Annotated in this window: 10 protein-coding genes and 2 pseudogenes; 7 read left to right on the top strand and 5 right to left on the bottom strand. The window is 44.5% G+C overall.

What is annotated here, in order from left to right:
- The first annotated feature begins 336 nt into the window (after positions 1 to 336).
- The 3 genes from RSX24_RS04145 to RSX24_RS04135 all read left to right on the top strand — a co-directional run bounded on the left by RSX24_RS04145 (position 337) and on the right by RSX24_RS04135 (position 5,271).
- Complete coding sequence (locus RSX24_RS04145) at positions 337 to 1,341, top strand: globin-coupled sensor protein (RefSeq protein WP_236415865.1); 1,005 nt, start codon at positions 337 to 339, stop codon at positions 1,339 to 1,341.
- 130 nt (positions 1,342 to 1,471) lie between these two features.
- Positions 1,472 to 2,476, top strand: coding sequence for a LacI family DNA-binding transcriptional regulator (locus RSX24_RS04140; protein ID WP_236415863.1), 1,005 nt, complete (start codon positions 1,472 to 1,474; stop codon positions 2,474 to 2,476).
- A gap of 329 nt (positions 2,477 to 2,805) precedes the next feature.
- Complete coding sequence (locus RSX24_RS04135; RefSeq protein ID WP_343259754.1) at positions 2,806 to 5,271, top strand: EAL domain-containing protein; 2,466 nt, start codon at positions 2,806 to 2,808, stop codon at positions 5,269 to 5,271.
- 117 nt (positions 5,272 to 5,388) lie between these two features.
- Here RSX24_RS04135 and RSX24_RS04130 read toward each other — a convergent pair.
- A pseudogene (locus RSX24_RS04130) lies at positions 5,389 to 6,030 on the bottom strand (SpoVR family protein); the annotation flags it as partial.
- 91 nt (positions 6,031 to 6,121) lie between these two features.
- Between RSX24_RS04130 and RSX24_RS04125 the strand changes: the two are divergent.
- A complete protein-coding gene (locus RSX24_RS04125; RefSeq protein WP_343259753.1) occupies positions 6,122 to 8,665 on the top strand; it encodes a hypothetical protein in 2,544 nt (847 codons plus the stop codon).
- Between the two features lie 135 nt (positions 8,666 to 8,800).
- Here the strand turns inward: RSX24_RS04125 and RSX24_RS04120 are convergent, their stop codons facing one another.
- The 3 genes and pseudogenes from RSX24_RS04120 to RSX24_RS04110 form a co-directional block, all read right to left on the bottom strand.
- Positions 8,801 to 10,378: a recombinase family protein gene (locus RSX24_RS04120; protein WP_343259752.1), complete on the bottom strand. Its 1,578-nt coding sequence runs from the start codon at positions 10,376 to 10,378 to the stop codon at positions 8,801 to 8,803.
- Entirely contained in the window at positions 10,362 to 10,985 is a 624-nt protein-coding gene (locus tag RSX24_RS04115; RefSeq protein WP_343259751.1) for a recombinase zinc ribbon domain-containing protein, read from the bottom strand. The genes RSX24_RS04120 and RSX24_RS04115 overlap by 17 nt, the downstream gene beginning before the upstream one ends.
- A gap of 141 nt (positions 10,986 to 11,126) precedes the next feature.
- Positions 11,127 to 11,631 (bottom strand): annotated as a pseudogene (locus RSX24_RS04110) (SpoVR family protein); the annotation flags it as partial.
- 112 nt (positions 11,632 to 11,743) lie between these two features.
- Here RSX24_RS04110 and RSX24_RS04105 point away from each other — a divergent pair.
- The 3 genes from RSX24_RS04105 (at position 11,744) to RSX24_RS04095 (ending at position 12,955) form a co-directional block, all read left to right on the top strand.
- Positions 11,744 to 12,235, top strand: a complete 492-nt coding sequence (locus tag RSX24_RS04105; RefSeq protein WP_343259750.1) for a restriction endonuclease — start codon at positions 11,744 to 11,746, stop codon at positions 12,233 to 12,235.
- A 204-nt stretch (positions 12,236 to 12,439) separates the two neighbouring features.
- Positions 12,440 to 12,673 carry a hypothetical protein gene (locus RSX24_RS04100; RefSeq protein WP_343259749.1) on the top strand — a complete coding sequence of 78 codons (234 nt, stop codon included), beginning with the start codon at positions 12,440 to 12,442 and terminating at the stop codon, positions 12,671 to 12,673.
- Positions 12,674 to 12,700: 27 nt separating this feature from the next.
- Positions 12,701 to 12,955, top strand: coding sequence for a hypothetical protein (locus RSX24_RS04095; RefSeq protein WP_343259748.1), 255 nt, complete (start codon positions 12,701 to 12,703; stop codon positions 12,953 to 12,955).
- A 173-nt stretch (positions 12,956 to 13,128) separates the two neighbouring features.
- Here RSX24_RS04095 and RSX24_RS04090 read toward each other — a convergent pair whose 3' ends face one another.
- Complete coding sequence (locus tag RSX24_RS04090; RefSeq protein ID WP_236415860.1) at positions 13,129 to 14,571, bottom strand: SpoVR family protein; 1,443 nt, start codon at positions 14,569 to 14,571, stop codon at positions 13,129 to 13,131.
- Between the last annotated feature and the right edge of the window lie 151 nt (positions 14,572 to 14,722).

Genomic DNA, 14,722 nt, shown 5'->3' with positions numbered 1-14,722 from the left:
AAAATAACCATTCCGAATAAGGTTCCTGTGGTTAGCTGTGATGCTCCTTCACAGCGTCGACAGGGACCTTTTTACTATTAACGCCGCTTTTCTTGACTGTATTTTCGGGAAAATCGAGAAAAATATACGTAAACTTTGTGTAAATGGTTCTAAAGGTTTATGTAAACTTAGGGCGATTCGTCTATAATTAATACAGTTATTTACATTTGAAGTGAAGTTTTATACGTCGAAGCTAATATTCACATAGCAGCGGAGTAGCAGGAAGACCGTCGAAGTGGATTGACAGGTGGATTCGTTCGACGATACAGAAGCAATAAGGAGCTGACGGAATTGGTTATGAGCGCAAGTGCAGCAAGACAGAAACAACTAGATTACATCGGACTGACCGCAGGCGACCTTCAAGTGCTTGCCGGGCATCGTCCCGTCTTTGAGAAAGTGGTTGAAGAGGTGGTGGACCATTTCTATTGCCATCTGGGGAAATATCCGAATCTGATGGAGCTGATGGAACGGTTTTCTTCCGTGGAACGACTGAAGCAGACCCAACGGATGTACTGGCTTTCCATGGCTGACGGCGTCGTAGACGATGCTTACATCGACCAACGGATTGCCATTGGGCAAGTGCATTCCCGCATTGGCTTGTCTACCGACTATTATCTGGGTACATACATGGTTTATCTCGATATTGCCACAAGCATTTTTCAGCAGGTCATTCCCGATATGTGGCATCGCGTCATTCAGGCCCTTAGCAAAATGTTCAATTTGGACGCACAGCTCGTGCTCGAAGCTTACGAGATCCGGGAAAAGGACAGGCTGCGCCGGCTTGCCGACGACCAGAAGCACACCTTGCAGGCGATTACGCAAATTACGCAGCAGCTGACAGGTATGATCAGCGAGCTGAACGAGAACGCACAGGCCATTTCCGACGTGGCCAAAGATACCGCCGCTTCCCAGAGACAGGCGCATGGGTTGTTGGAAGACCTTACCGCCGAGATCCATCAGATCGGAAAAATGGGTGAGCTGATCCGTGAAATCTCTGACCAGAGTCACTTGGTGGGCCTGAACGCGGCCATCGAAGCCGCGCATGCGGGAGAATTCGGGCGGGGCTTTGAAGTGGTGGCGGCCGAAGTGCGCAAACTTGCAGCCAGCTCGAGGGAAGCCCAGAGCCAAATTCAGGCCAATCTGGAGCAGATCATGAAAAAGCTGGTCCGTGTACGCGAAGAGTCGGAACAAACGGCTCAGGGTGCCAGCAGCCAAGCTTTCCGTTCGCAGGAACTTGCCGTATTTGCAACCACGATGGAGAATTTGGCAGCGGATTTGCGTGAGTTGCAGCATCAGGAGTAGATTCGGGAACCGGCTTGGAGCCGGTTATACCGTTTCTCCGGAATTTGAGCTATAATAGGAAAACAAACCTGCCGTTGTAACAGTGAATGCAGCTTGAGACAGGGGATTTGAAAGAGGTTGAGGTGATCAGGTGGCTTCTATCCATGATGTGGCCAAAGAAGCGGGCGTATCTGTTGCAACCGTTTCCAAAGTGCTGAATGATTATCCCGATGTAAGTGACAAAACGCGCAAAAAAGTCAATATGGCGATCGAATTGTTAAAATACCAACCCAATGTAGTTGCGCGTGGACTGGTGAAGCGCCGCTCTTGGACGGTAGGGGTTTTGTTGACGGTTCCGTTTACGAACCCTTTTGTGTCGGAGCTGCTGGAAGGCATCAAAACCGCCTTGGAGAACAGCGGCTACGACCTGGTCCGGTTGTCCACGCGTTTTGAGGACCCTGCGTATTCGTTTATCAAACATTGCCGCAGCCGGAACGTGGACGGCGTTGTTGTATTCGGGGAAGGCAGGGAGAACAAGAGCATTGAAGAATTGATTCATGCGGAGATTCCGACGATGTTCATTGACACCGACCTGTTCGGCAAGCGGGCCGGGTACATTACGACCGACAATGCCAATGCCATTGCGATGAGCGTCAAACATCTGTACGAATTAGGCCACCGGAAAATTGCGTATATTTCGGGTACGCTGGGACCGGCCGTCGCCAATCTGCGCCTGGAGGGATACCGCGAAGGTTTGCGGCAATGCGGACTGCCGTACTCCACCGTGCACATGGAAGTATGCGATTATTCCTTCGATGGTGGAAGCAAGGCGGCCCGGCGTTTGCTTGCGCAGAGGGACCAACCGACAGGCATCGTATGTGCTTCGGACATGTCCGCTTTTGGGGCGATCCACGAAATCGAAAAGCATGGGCTGCGTGTTCCCGAGGATATTTCGGTCGTCGGTTTTGACAATACGTATTATGCGCATGTGTTCAAACCCGGACTCACAACCATTAACCAAAACATATATTCCATCGGAATCAAATCGATCGAATATTTGATCGCGATGATCGAGAACCCGGATTATACGCCTCCGGTTGTTACGGAGCCGTCCCATCTCGTTATTCGCCAGACGACGGCACCCGTTCAGGGGTGACACACTTCGCAAGGGGCACGGCCGAGAGGCTGTGCCTTTTGTCGTTGAAGTTCACGAAACGTCAGGTATCAGCGACACAATTCAACACGAAATGCTGGGGAAAAGTGTTGATTTTCGACCCTGTGACGTTTAGACTATACTCATTATGATAAACGGGTCTTCTATGTATGGCTTTCGTTTGAGTTTGCTGGCAAATACCATGATGTTGTTGCGAAGGGAGTGCCTGTCGCCTGACAGTGCACTCGCTTCTTTTTTAAGATTCGCTTCATTAGCTATGAAAAGCATGAAACATACATACAAGATTGATCCCGGTTGAAAGGAAAGACGGAGTGGAGCACCTACACGGAACGTACAACATTGAACTGGTCGTTTTGTCTTACATTATTGCCGTTTTGTCTTCTTACGTCGCGCTTGACTTGGCTGGCCGCGTTAGTCTGGCCCGAGGAACCTCCCGAAAGGTTTGGCTTGGCTGCGGGGCCATGGCGATGGGGCTTGGCATATGGTCGATGCATTTTGTCGGCATGCTGGCCTTTGTGCTCCCCAATCACGTTTCTTATTCGTTGGGTAAGGTTGTGTTGTCCGTTCTCTTTGCTGTCGTGGCCTCCGGAGTCGCCTTGCACATTGCAGGCCGAAAGGGCGGGCATGTGAAGCAGATTGCCATTGCAGGTTTGTCGATGACGATCGGCATTAGCTGCATGCATTACGTCGGCATGGCGGCGATGTCCGTTCCAGTGAGCTATGAACCCGCCAAGGTCTGGTTATCCATCCTGATTGCAGCCGCCGCCTCGTTCACGGCGTTGTGGCTCATGTTCATTTTTCGCCAACGCCATTCCAAGCGGCTGTGGATGTATAAACTCGGTAGTGGATTGATCATGGGTTTGGGCATTACGGGCATGCACTATACGGGTATGTCGGCAGCTCACTTTCACGTTTCGGAGGGAGGCATGGGGGTGCCGGGCTTGCGGATCGAACCGTTGTTTCTTGGATACACGATTGCGATCGGCACGTTCATTACCCTGGGTTTGGCATTAAGCGGCATTATCATTAACCAGCGTTTTTCCCAGAAAGACCGCCGTTTGCAAGAAAACGAGCAATGGTACCAGGCTTTGTACGACAATCATGCCGATGCCATTATTTCCGTAGATTGCGAAGGGTACATCAAAGGAATCAATTCTGCGGTCACTCGCATTACGGGATATTTGGAGAAGGATGTCATCCATTGTTCCATAGACGAGATCGTAGAGCGTATCGACATCCACTGGACGTCCGACCCTGCGGACATTTCTTGGGAAGATGGCACTCGCAGCCAGGAGTATTACACGGCTACGATGAAGGGGCTTCATGGTCAGTCGATCGATCTTCACATCACCGTAGTTCCGGTCCTGATTGAGGGGAGTCATGTGGGCAGCCATATCCTGATCAAAGACGTCACCAAGGAAAAGCAGGCCCAGGAACATATTCGCCATCAGGCCTTGCATGATCCGCTTACTGGCTTGCCGAACCGGCGCAAGCTGGACGAAGTGCTGGAGGAAGCCATCGCCACCCACAAGGCCGCGGGCGAAACGTTTGCGGTGATGGTTATGGACATTGACCGTTTCAAAATGATCAACGACTCCCTTGGACATTCCATCGGGGATATTTTTCTGAAGGACGTAAGTGCAAGGATTGTTGGCGCGATTCAGGCTTTCGATTCCGATGCGATGGAGAACGTCATGCTTGCGCGCATGGGCGGGGACGAATTTACGTTGGTCGTCAAAAATGAACAGGGCCATGCGGATCGTGTTCAAGAACTCGCGAAACGAATCGTGCGGGCGATTCAACTGCCCTACCGGCTTAAGGACAATGACTTCTATGTGACTACAAGTATCGGCATCGCCATGTTCCCGGAGCACGGGACAGAAGCGGACATGCTGCTCAAGCATGCTGATACAAGCATGTACGAGGTCAAAAAAAACGGCAAAAACGGCTACAAATTCTATTCGGCCGAGCTGGATTCGGCGTTGTATGAACGAATCGAACTTGAGGGATATTTGCGCAAAGCGCTGGAACGCGATGAAATGGTGCTGTATTACCAGCCTCAGATTCGTACTTCGGACCGCCGCATGATCGGCGTGGAGGCGTTGATCCGCTGGAAGCATCCGCAGAAAGGAATACTGACGCCCGACGTCTTCATTCCGATCGCGGAAGAGACCGGCATGATCTATGACATCGGCAATTGGACGCTGCGTGAAGCATGCAAGCAGATGAAGCGCTGGCACGCGAGCGGGGGGCCGCTCATTCCGGTCTCGGTCAATTTGTCTTCGCAGCAGTTCCATCAGGCCAATCTGCTCGAGCTGGTCAAAAATGCGCTGGAGGATTCCGGGTTGGAGGCTCGTTACCTCGAACTCGAAATTACGGAAAGCATGATGATGGATGCATCCGTATCGACCAGCATTCTGAACGAATTGTCGGCGCTCGGCGTCAAGATCAGCTTGGACGATTTCGGCACGGGTTACAGTTCGCTTAGTTACCTGAAGCAATATCCCATCAATAAACTGAAGATCGACCGTTCTTTCGTGACGGACATTACGGAGAATGTGAGCGATCAAGCCATTGTGGCCACCATCATATCGATGGCGCAGCATTTGAATATGGAAGTGATTGCGGAAGGCATCGAAACCAAAGGACAGCTGGATTTCCTGATGCAGAACGATTGCCGGGAAATTCAGGGCTATTATTTCAGCCGGCCGCTGCCGGCAAGCGAAGTAGAGAATGATTTCTTCATGCCGCTGCGCCAACATTTCAGCAAAGCGTAACATGGCGTGGTTGGCAAACGACAGGCGTTGATCCAGTGACAAAAGGCTGCCCCCTGTAGGGCAGCCTTTTTGGCATTGTACCAACCAGGTTCTGCTTCGCAGCCGGTTCGTCGGCGATTACATAAACTTGCGATGATGCTTTTTTCCGTCATAGGAAAACCAGATCGGTTTATCCTCCACCTTGGTTTCCAGATGAACGGTACGTCCCCATAACCGGTACACGTAAGGGAGGGTACGCTCCATGTATTTGAGGTCAAGCTCAATCCCTTCATAACGGTGCTTGAGCACAAGCTCGCCTGTGCGCAAGTAGTCGGCATCCTGGACGACAAGATAAGGGGAACCGCCGTTAATGCGCGAAAATACAAGCTGATCCCGAATGTTCTCCCACGATTTGTCCGTGATTTTCCATTCAGGCCCCTTTTTTTCGAACACATACAAGTCCAGATCTTCGGTGAGCTGTTTGGTCATGTAGTTGCGAATGAAGGACGTATCGGAATCGAGCTCGCGGACCTCGAATATTTTGGCGCGTCCTTGGTCCGGCAAACGTCCGAACCGTTCGCGTTCCTCGCGGCTGGGATGATCCCACCGGCGTTCGATATCCTCGAAAATTTTCAACCCCAAATAATAAGGGTTCAGGCTTTGGGTGGATGGCTGCACGACCGAGGAATTCAGCTTGGCGAATTCGATCGTCTCCTCGCTGGTCAAGTCCATTTCGCGGATGATGCGCTGATGCCAATAGGATGCCCAGCCTTCGTTTAGCTAAGGTGCTAATATTGTTAAGATTTAGTGAAAATTCGGTCTGATCGTTGTATAATGACTTCATTAAATGCAATTCAAAAAGGGGAGTTATATGCTAAACATTAATGGCTACAAAATGATATTCTTTTTAGAAAATTTACTTCGAAATTACATTGAAGAATTTATGAGTAAAGATGATGTGAATACAAAGGTTGTTCAAATTGCAACAGAATTAGCCTTAGAAAATGGAATAAGTGCACCTGTCAATTTTAATCAGTTACTAAAATATCTACATCTTGGTCAACTTGTCGATATTATAAAGGCACATAGCAGTAAGAAAAAAAACACCCTATCTTCAGTTAATATTCAAGTGCTTATTCGACAAAGAAATAATGTCATGCATTCTCGAATCATTAGCCATGAGGATTATGAAATTATTGAAAGTAAGTGCAAGGAAGTCATAATATCATTAAGCGAGAATGGTTATTTAACTAAGTGGAATCAATTCATTAATGTTGATATAGATGAATTTGAAATTCCTCTTGTATATATCGAATATCCCGTTGGTAAGAGTTTTGAAAAATTAATTGGTAGGGAGTCTGAACTTCGTTCACTAAAAGATGAGTTGAAGTTACATACTCCAGTATCAGTTATAGGATCTGGAGGATTAGGGAAAACAGCTTTGGTTCTTCAACTTATTGAAGATTTGATTTACTCGCCGACTCAGGAATTTGATCGAATATATTTTATGAGTTTTAAGAATTCTGTATTTGAAAACGGAGAAATTAAACGATTTGAAAAAAATATAGGAAATCATCAGGATCTAATTAATAAATTAGCAACATTAGTTTATATCCCTACAAATGAATTATCTTTTCAGCAGATTGAAAACATGGTGTGGGAAGATATGTTTGCTAAAAAATCATTATTAATTCTTGATAATTTAGAAACAGAAATTGTACAGAGTAATCTTGCCGAATTTTCAGATATCGCTCATAAATTTATTCGTTATAGTAATTCAGGATCAAGATTACTTATTACCAGTAGATATGGGTTAGGTGAAAGAGAGAATCCATTCCCATTAAATCAATTTGAAATTACTGAAACAAGGAAGCTAATGACCACGTACATGAAGGATCAGAGTAACAGATTGGACAACCTAGATGCTGCAGATTGGGAATGGATCCAAAAATTCACTCAGGGTAATCCTGGACTAATTATCTCATTGTGTTACACTTTACGCTCGTCGTTAAAACCCATCAAAGAAATCAGGATCGAATATGAAACCGAAACGCAGTATACGTTTGAGAATACTGATTTGAATACTTTACTTGAAGAGTTTTTAAGGTTTTGTTTTGAGAATACAATTGAGAATATGCCTAAAGAATCCCAGTACTTTCTGGCTAGTCTTTGTTATATTTGTGCCAAAACAAATATATTCCAAGTAAATGAAGAGTTGTTAAGCTTCTTAAGAGAAGAACTGAAATTTACTCAAAAATTTGGTGAAAGAAATCTACGCGCCCAAGTGTTGGTGAACATTGGTTTTTTACAAAAACACAGAAATTCATCTTATTATACAGTAAATGAATTAATTGTTGATTATATAGATGGTAATTATTCTGATACTGAAGTAATAAATGTTTTTCGCCTTAGAGAAACAGAATATTTCAGAGATGTGAAACGAGTAGCTGATTTGATCAACGAAATTAAATTTGACAAGGAGCTTAGTCTTTCTGAAGTATTAGCTGAATTGTATACAATCAATTTTAGAAATACGAGTGATGTAAGGTATATGTCTCGAGCATTTCAATGTAATCCTAAAATTGACATCCTCATAAAATTTTTCAAGAAGGTAAATACAGATGAAATAATAAAAAATTTCCCTTTAATTGACAGATTATCCGGGCGAGAAGTCAATGATCCACGATACTTCAGTAAACAACAACAATTAATTTGTATAATTATCACAGCTTTAAGTGCCAAAAAGAAATCATTATTAAAGCATAAGTCGGGAGCTATTAACACAAATGATTTATTTGCATTGTTCTTGAGACTTGAAGCAAAGTTTAAAGTTCTTAAGGAGAAATTGATTGATATTCAGACACGAAGAACAGTTTGTGGATACCTAATTGGATCAAGGAAACTTGATTTAGCTGAAGAGTATTTAACAGAAGAACCCGGTATGAAAAGAATAAAAATTGATATTTATGTGAATCAAATCGGAAATTTAGCGGGTTCGAATAGAGTGAGGTGTGAACAGTATATTGAAAAATTGAAACATACTGATTGGAGCAAATCTAATATCCAAAGTATTTATAAAAAATTTCTTATTTTTTGTGCAAGATTCTATAGACAGAGTAACATGGAATTATGTATTAGTTTCATAAATCGATTTAATGCTCAGTTCGAATCAATTCCAAGTCAGGATGACCTTTCAAATTATAATTTTTATTTGGAAGCAATGCTGCAGAAGGCTTTTTGCTTAGCGAATTTAAAAAGATCTCCGGATGATGTGAAAAAACTGGTTCAAGATTTTAAAGAGCAAAAAGGAACAATAACATACAAGAAATTATTATTAGACAAGCGTAATAAATTTGAACGAGAATTAGAAGGAATCGAACGGTTGATCAGTCAGGCTACTACAATTCGGTCATGATTTCAATTTTATCTTAGAATAATTCCAATATTATTGGTTCTTCAAACCGCCGTTTAAATCTTCTAGTTAATCGTAAGGGTTGAGCTATTAACCAGGATCACTAAAAAAACCAACCTTCCCGTCTAGGGTGGTTGGTTAAGTGATAATCGTTCTGACGAGGCTGCTTCTGGTTTGAATTGCGATTTCCCCTTTAGTAATAATATTTTTACTGTCCCTAGTTGTTGGAGTGAAAATAGCTTGCTGAACCAGATAAGTCACCATCTTGCGAATATCGTGAGCATTATCCTGACTGGTCATAACGTTTATTGACTGTATGTTGCGTGTAATCTCTGCTGGGTTTGCTTCAATAAGATCGAGGTACTGAAGATGACTTAAAGATTGTTTGATTTTATCACCGAGTGCTTCGATTCGGCTCGTCAAATGTCCTTTTTGTAACGTAAGTACCTGTACCATCTTGGTGTTGTCATCCCTGGTTTCTAAGTCTTTTACGTTCTCTGCAAGCTTCTTGGTATGTAATTCAGTAAGTTGTAATTGTTTCTTTAGCTCAGATAATAAGGCTTTACTTTTATCTAACTGTTCAACGATAAGCTGACGTTCATTCAGCATCTGATCATATACCGATGAAGTAACATTCTCCAGATTATGCGATTTCAGATCATTCAGCAGGGCATCGACGACGGCGTGCATCCGATCTGATTCTATTTTATATTTGCAACTTGGGCAGCAATACCACTTCTTCCCGTATAGCTTACCTCGTTTTTTATCAAATGTACTTTGGTCTTTACAGGTCAACTTTTGATTGCAGACAGAACATGTTAACAGATTGCTAAGGTAAAAGCTCGTTTTATACATTTTAGGATGGAGTTCACCTGTTTTTCGTTGTTCATAGATCGCCCACGTTTGTTTCCATTCGTCCAAAGTCATAATTGGTTCAATCAGATCACTCTTTATCATTGTCCAACGATCAATTGGTGTAATGCTGTTTCTGGATTGCTCGGTTTTTCGTTGATGGCTCATGTACCCTGCGTAAAATGGATTGGTAATAATCCAGCGCACCGCTGACTTATTCATTGATCTACTAAACTCATGACTGATCATAGAAGCGATAGACTGGAAACCGTCACAATTACGATACAATTCGTAAATTCGCCGAACGATGATTAATTCATCCTGGTCCTGCAAGAAGGTTTTTGTTACTTTGTCATACCGATATCCAAAGGGAGCTTTACCTCCTGTCCATTTTCCTTTCTTCAGGATGCTTCGTGAAGTATCGCGTGTGCGGATTCGGGTATTCTCTACCTCTAATTTTGAAGTCCCATCTTTTATAAGGTCCACCATGAAATCCCCGGAATCATATAAGCTCTCTGAGCTAATTATGACAACAGGGATGTTACAACCTCTTAAAATCATTCGGATCTTCTGATGCTCCATGTGATTTCTTGCCATTCGATCATGATGATTCATGAGCACTACATCAAATTGACCATCAATCGCATCCTTGAGTAACTGGGATACACCGGGGCGGTCATCCAATGATTTTTTTCGAGCTGACACAGCCGGATCTAGATAGTTTGCTACAAGAGAACAATCGTACTTTGCAACAAATTCGTTCGCCATGGAACATTGGGTGTCCATATTTTGCTTTCCCGTTGAGTGACGACCATAGAGTACTGCCCTCATTCCAGGGCGAATGATATTAGCTAATGGCAACATGAACGACGACCGCCTTTCCTTGGAAGGGATCTCGAAATTGAATGCTCAGTGAGGGTGGATTGAGGTTAACGGAATGAATGACATCACGAATAAATAATTCTTGCTCTTTAGTGTCATAGGACAACACCTCGGTTACAAGATCGACTGAATGTTGCAATCTTCGCATGAGCTCGTATTGATGCTGTAATTCAGCAAGCTTGATGGGATAATGTTCCTGAATTAATTCTTCAATTTCGATACGATTGTGTAGATGGAGTAGTGAATTTTTTAAGTCTAAAGACGACTCCTGTAACCACAGCGAAGTATGTTCATACAGTTCTTGCTTATATTGTTCTATGGCTTCCTTGCTTTCCGTTAACGACTGTTTATAAAACTTAATAAGGTCGCCATGTGTAATGGTGTAGACTTCTGGAAAATAAGTCTGAAATAATTGTGTAATGAACCTTGCACTCTCTTCCAGCAGAGCAGTTTCAAGAAGTGAAGGCGATATACGTAGATAGTTATGCTTTTTGCAGGTGTAAAATGTTTTCGTACTCCCAACGGTTATTTGCTTACCAAACATTGGATTTCCACATTTTTCGCATAATAACAGCCCATCAAGTGCCATAGGTACGAATTTCTTGCTTCTCTTCCTCTTGTATCTTTTCAAGTGACCACTAGTCGTCATACGGTGTGGAGGTGGGATTTTTCTTGGTTGGTTTAGACTTCTGCATGGATCTAATGTACTCTCCCTTGGACATGTTGTACGACTTCACGATGGAAGGATCGACATGTTCCTGAATCGCAAGAACGGCATCGATAAATTGTTCAACTACAAGCGTTCCGTAGGTCATCTCATAATCCCGAATTCGTTCAGCCGTAGCGGTCATGGTTTCAACCATATTGCGATTCGTTTTGGAGAAGCGGGCGTTGTTTTTGAAGAAGTCACAATGGGCGAGGACATGGGCGACAATCAGTTTATTTTGGACAAGGGAGTTGCTATCGAGGAGAAAGGCATAACACGGATCAGAGTTGATTACGAGCTCATAGATTTTGCTCAGTCCGAATTCATATTCCATCTTCATCTTGTTAAACGTTTTACCAAAGCTCCAATGACTGAAACGAGTGGGTATGCCGTATGCACCAAACGTATAGATAATATCGGACGGGCAAATTTCATATCGCATAGGGTAAAAGTCCAGTCCCAGACCGGTGGCAATCTCAGTAATTTCCGCAATGGTGTATTCCAGTGCTTTTAAATCAGTGGATGGCATATGTGCTTCCTCCAGTTCTTATAGCGGTTATCTGGCTTTAGGCTGACAACAGACAAATGGATTGAAACGGCGTAGCGTTGGATATGATGGGAATGTAAAGGAGTGAAGTAGAATGACTATATTGTTTAGTATCTTGCTGATGTTCACATGTTACCTCGTGTACAAGTATAATAATCAAAAACAAATGTTAGAAGACTATCGTAACAATGCTCTTGAAGCATTCTCATCCCATGAAGATATGAAGGAAACTCTTCGAATCGGATTGTATAACCGCTTTAAACGGGACCTGGAAGAGGATAAAGAAGAAAATCCATTGTTGTTCGAACATTTTGTCGCAGAGATTATGTCATCTGTCCGAGGTGGCAATATCCACGTGACGAAGAGCTCAGGAGACTTCGGCATCGATATTGAAGAACAAATCGAAGAGGGACTATACCTTGGTCAAGTGAAATGCTATAACGACATGAATTTGGTCGGTTTTGATCCGATTGCGATTATTCACTCCCAGATGGTTAAGCAAGGTGCTGTAGGCGGTTATGTGGTAACAACGAGCGAATTTACGAGCAACGCCCGTAAATATGCTGAAGGGCTGAATATCGACTGATAATGGCACGCAGTTGGTGGAGCTATGGCTGGAGCATCTAGAGACCAAGAGTGAACGTGTTACGGCATTGAATCCTATTCCGCAAGTGTAATTATCCAAAATGTCATTATTTCATGGCTGAGTTGCAACACGGTCGTATGCTATAATTCAGAATAAGATTCTCATCAGCAGGTTTAGCGATACCATCGAGGGAGGTTGAAAGGGATGAACTTTAGTCTGAAAGCTCCTGATGGCACCGTCATTGTCTCCTATGAGAAAGATCATAAGGAATTCATTCGTATTGCCGGCTTGGAATATGAAGTGTATAACCCGGTGGATGAGCTGGATACCGATCCGGAAATACGACTAATGATGGAATTATCCGAGAAAGACATTGAGCAAGGCAAGCTGCATTCGACAGATGACTTGATTGAAATGGTGAAGCGTGGTGAGCTGTAGTTGATGGTTTAATGGACCACAACGGCGATGAACCGACTTCGTCAGATCAAGAGTGAACATTTTACGGATCAAGAAACGATGGAATACAAAATGAATCTGATTCGCCGTGTGGAACAGAAGGTGGTCACCATGGGCACGTTGATGCCGTCCCGTGAGCACCACAATACGTATTACTGCATCGTGGATCGATACGTAGTCTCTTACAAAGTGTTGGATAACGGTGAGCGATATGTGATCACTTCGTTCAAGCACGGTGCCATGAAGCGCAATCTTAGATATTGATTATGAACCGATTCCGAAAGGATTCGTTTTTATGTAACTAAGGCAAGCAAATCGAATCCAGAGAGATTTGCAAAAAAGAACCTGACCCTATAGGTAGAGATCAGGTTCTTTGACTATTAGAAAAAGTAAATATTTATAGTAATGGGGGTCGATTTCGTTCTTTTGTTACGAGCTTACATAAACTTGCGATGATGCTTTTTCCCGTCATAGGAAAACCAGATCGGTTTATCTTCCACCTTGGTTTCCAGATGAACGGTACGTCCCCATAACCGGTACACGTAAGGGAGGGTACGCTCCATGTATTTGAGGTCAAGCTCAATCCCTTCATAACGGTGCTTGAGCACAAGCTCGCCTGTGCGCAAGTAGTCGGCATCCTGGACGACAAGATAAGGGGAACCGCCGTTAATGCGCGAAAATACAAGCTGATCCCGAATGTTCTCCCACGATTTGTCCGTGATTTTCCATTCAGGCCCCTTTTTTTCGAACACATACAAGTCCAGATCTTCGGTGAGCTGTTTGGTCATGTAGTTGCGAATGAAGGACGTATCGGAATCGAGCTCGCGGACCTCGAATATTTTGGCGCGTCCTTGGTCCGGCAAACGTCCGAACCGTTCGCGTTCCTCGCGGCTGGGATGATCCCACCGGCGTTCGATATCCTCGAAAATTTTCAACCCCAAATAATAAGGGTTCAGGCTTTGGGTGGATGGCTGCACGACCGAGGAATTCAGCTTGGCGAATTCGATCGTCTCCTCGCTGGTCAAGTCCATTTCGCGGATGATGCGCTGATGCCAATAGGATGCCCAGCCTTCATTCATGATTTTGGTTTCCATCTGCGGCCAGAAATACAGCATTTCTTCCCGCATCATGCTCATGATATCCCGCTGCCAATCGGTCAGCACCTCGGAAAATTCCTGAATGAACCACATGATGTCCTTCTCGGGTTCAGGCGGAAAGTGGTGAACTTGGATCTGGGATTCCGGAGCGGGCACCTCCGCTTTGGATTCGTCGAGGGCCCACAAATCATCGTATGGACCTTCGGGTTTGGGCGGTTTCTCTCCGCGCTGCTCTTTCAGCTTCAATTCCATATAACGCTGTTTATCCAGATGCCTTGGCTTGATCAATTGTGGATCGACATGCTCTTGGATGGCCAATACGGCATCGATGAACGATTCAACGGCTTCTGTACCGTATTCCATCTCATAATTGCTGATTCGGTCTGCCGTTGCGGCCATGCTTTCGACCATATTGCGGTTGGACATGGAGAAGCGGGCATTGTTTTTGAAAAAATCACAGTGGGCCAGCACGTGCGCAACGATCAGCTTATTCTGAATCAGGCTGTTGCCATCCAGCAGGAACGCATAACAAGGGTTGGAATTGATGACGAGTTCATATATTTTACTGAGCCCGAAGTCGTACTGCATTTTCATTTTATGAAACGTTTTTCCAAAGCTCCAGTGACTAAAACGGGTAGGCATGCCATAAGCTCCAAAGGTATAGATGATGTCGGCAGGGCATATTTCGTAACGCATCGGGTAGAAATCCAAACCAAAGCCTGCGGCAATTTCGGTAATTTCGGCAATGGAGCGCTCAAGCGCGGTAATATCGTCCTGCTTCATGGGTTACCTCCTCGGATTGCATTTTCGGCCGAATGCAGCACACGGGCTGCACGCCTGGGAATCAAGGTTGTCATCATCATATGAACAAGCCGTACAGGATATGCTTAGCGAAAAAGTGACCCTTCACGGGTCACTTGATTAACGGCCGGAT

Origin of the sequence: Paenibacillus hubeiensis (assembly GCF_032334105.1) — a bacterium.
GTDB lineage: Bacteria > Bacillota > Bacilli > Paenibacillales > Paenibacillaceae > Paenibacillus > Paenibacillus hubeiensis.
Note: the sequence above shows the minus strand (reverse complement) of the source record. Positions and strands in the feature narration are given on the sequence as shown.

Excerpts from the sequence above, each read along its gene's own strand:
- RSX24_RS04145 (WP_236415865.1), top strand. The coding sequence starts at position 337 with ATGAGCGCAAGTGCAGCAAGACAGAAACAACTAGATTACATCGGACTG.
- RSX24_RS04125 (WP_343259753.1), top strand. The coding sequence starts at position 6,122 with ATGCTAAACATTAATGGCTACAAAATGATATTCTTTTTAGAAAATTTA.
- RSX24_RS04120 (WP_343259752.1), bottom strand. The coding sequence starts at position 10,378 with ATGTTGCCATTAGCTAATATCATTCGCCCTGGAATGAGGGCAGTACTC.
- RSX24_RS04115 (WP_343259751.1), bottom strand. The coding sequence starts at position 10,985 with ATGGCACTTGATGGGCTGTTATTATGCGAAAAATGTGGAAATCCAATG.
- RSX24_RS04105 (WP_343259750.1), top strand. The coding sequence starts at position 11,744 with ATGACTATATTGTTTAGTATCTTGCTGATGTTCACATGTTACCTCGTG.
- RSX24_RS04100 (WP_343259749.1), top strand. The coding sequence starts at position 12,440 with ATGAACTTTAGTCTGAAAGCTCCTGATGGCACCGTCATTGTCTCCTAT.
- RSX24_RS04095 (WP_343259748.1), top strand. The coding sequence starts at position 12,701 with ATGAACCGACTTCGTCAGATCAAGAGTGAACATTTTACGGATCAAGAA.
- RSX24_RS04090 (WP_236415860.1), bottom strand. The coding sequence starts at position 14,571 with ATGAAGCAGGACGATATTACCGCGCTTGAGCGCTCCATTGCCGAAATT.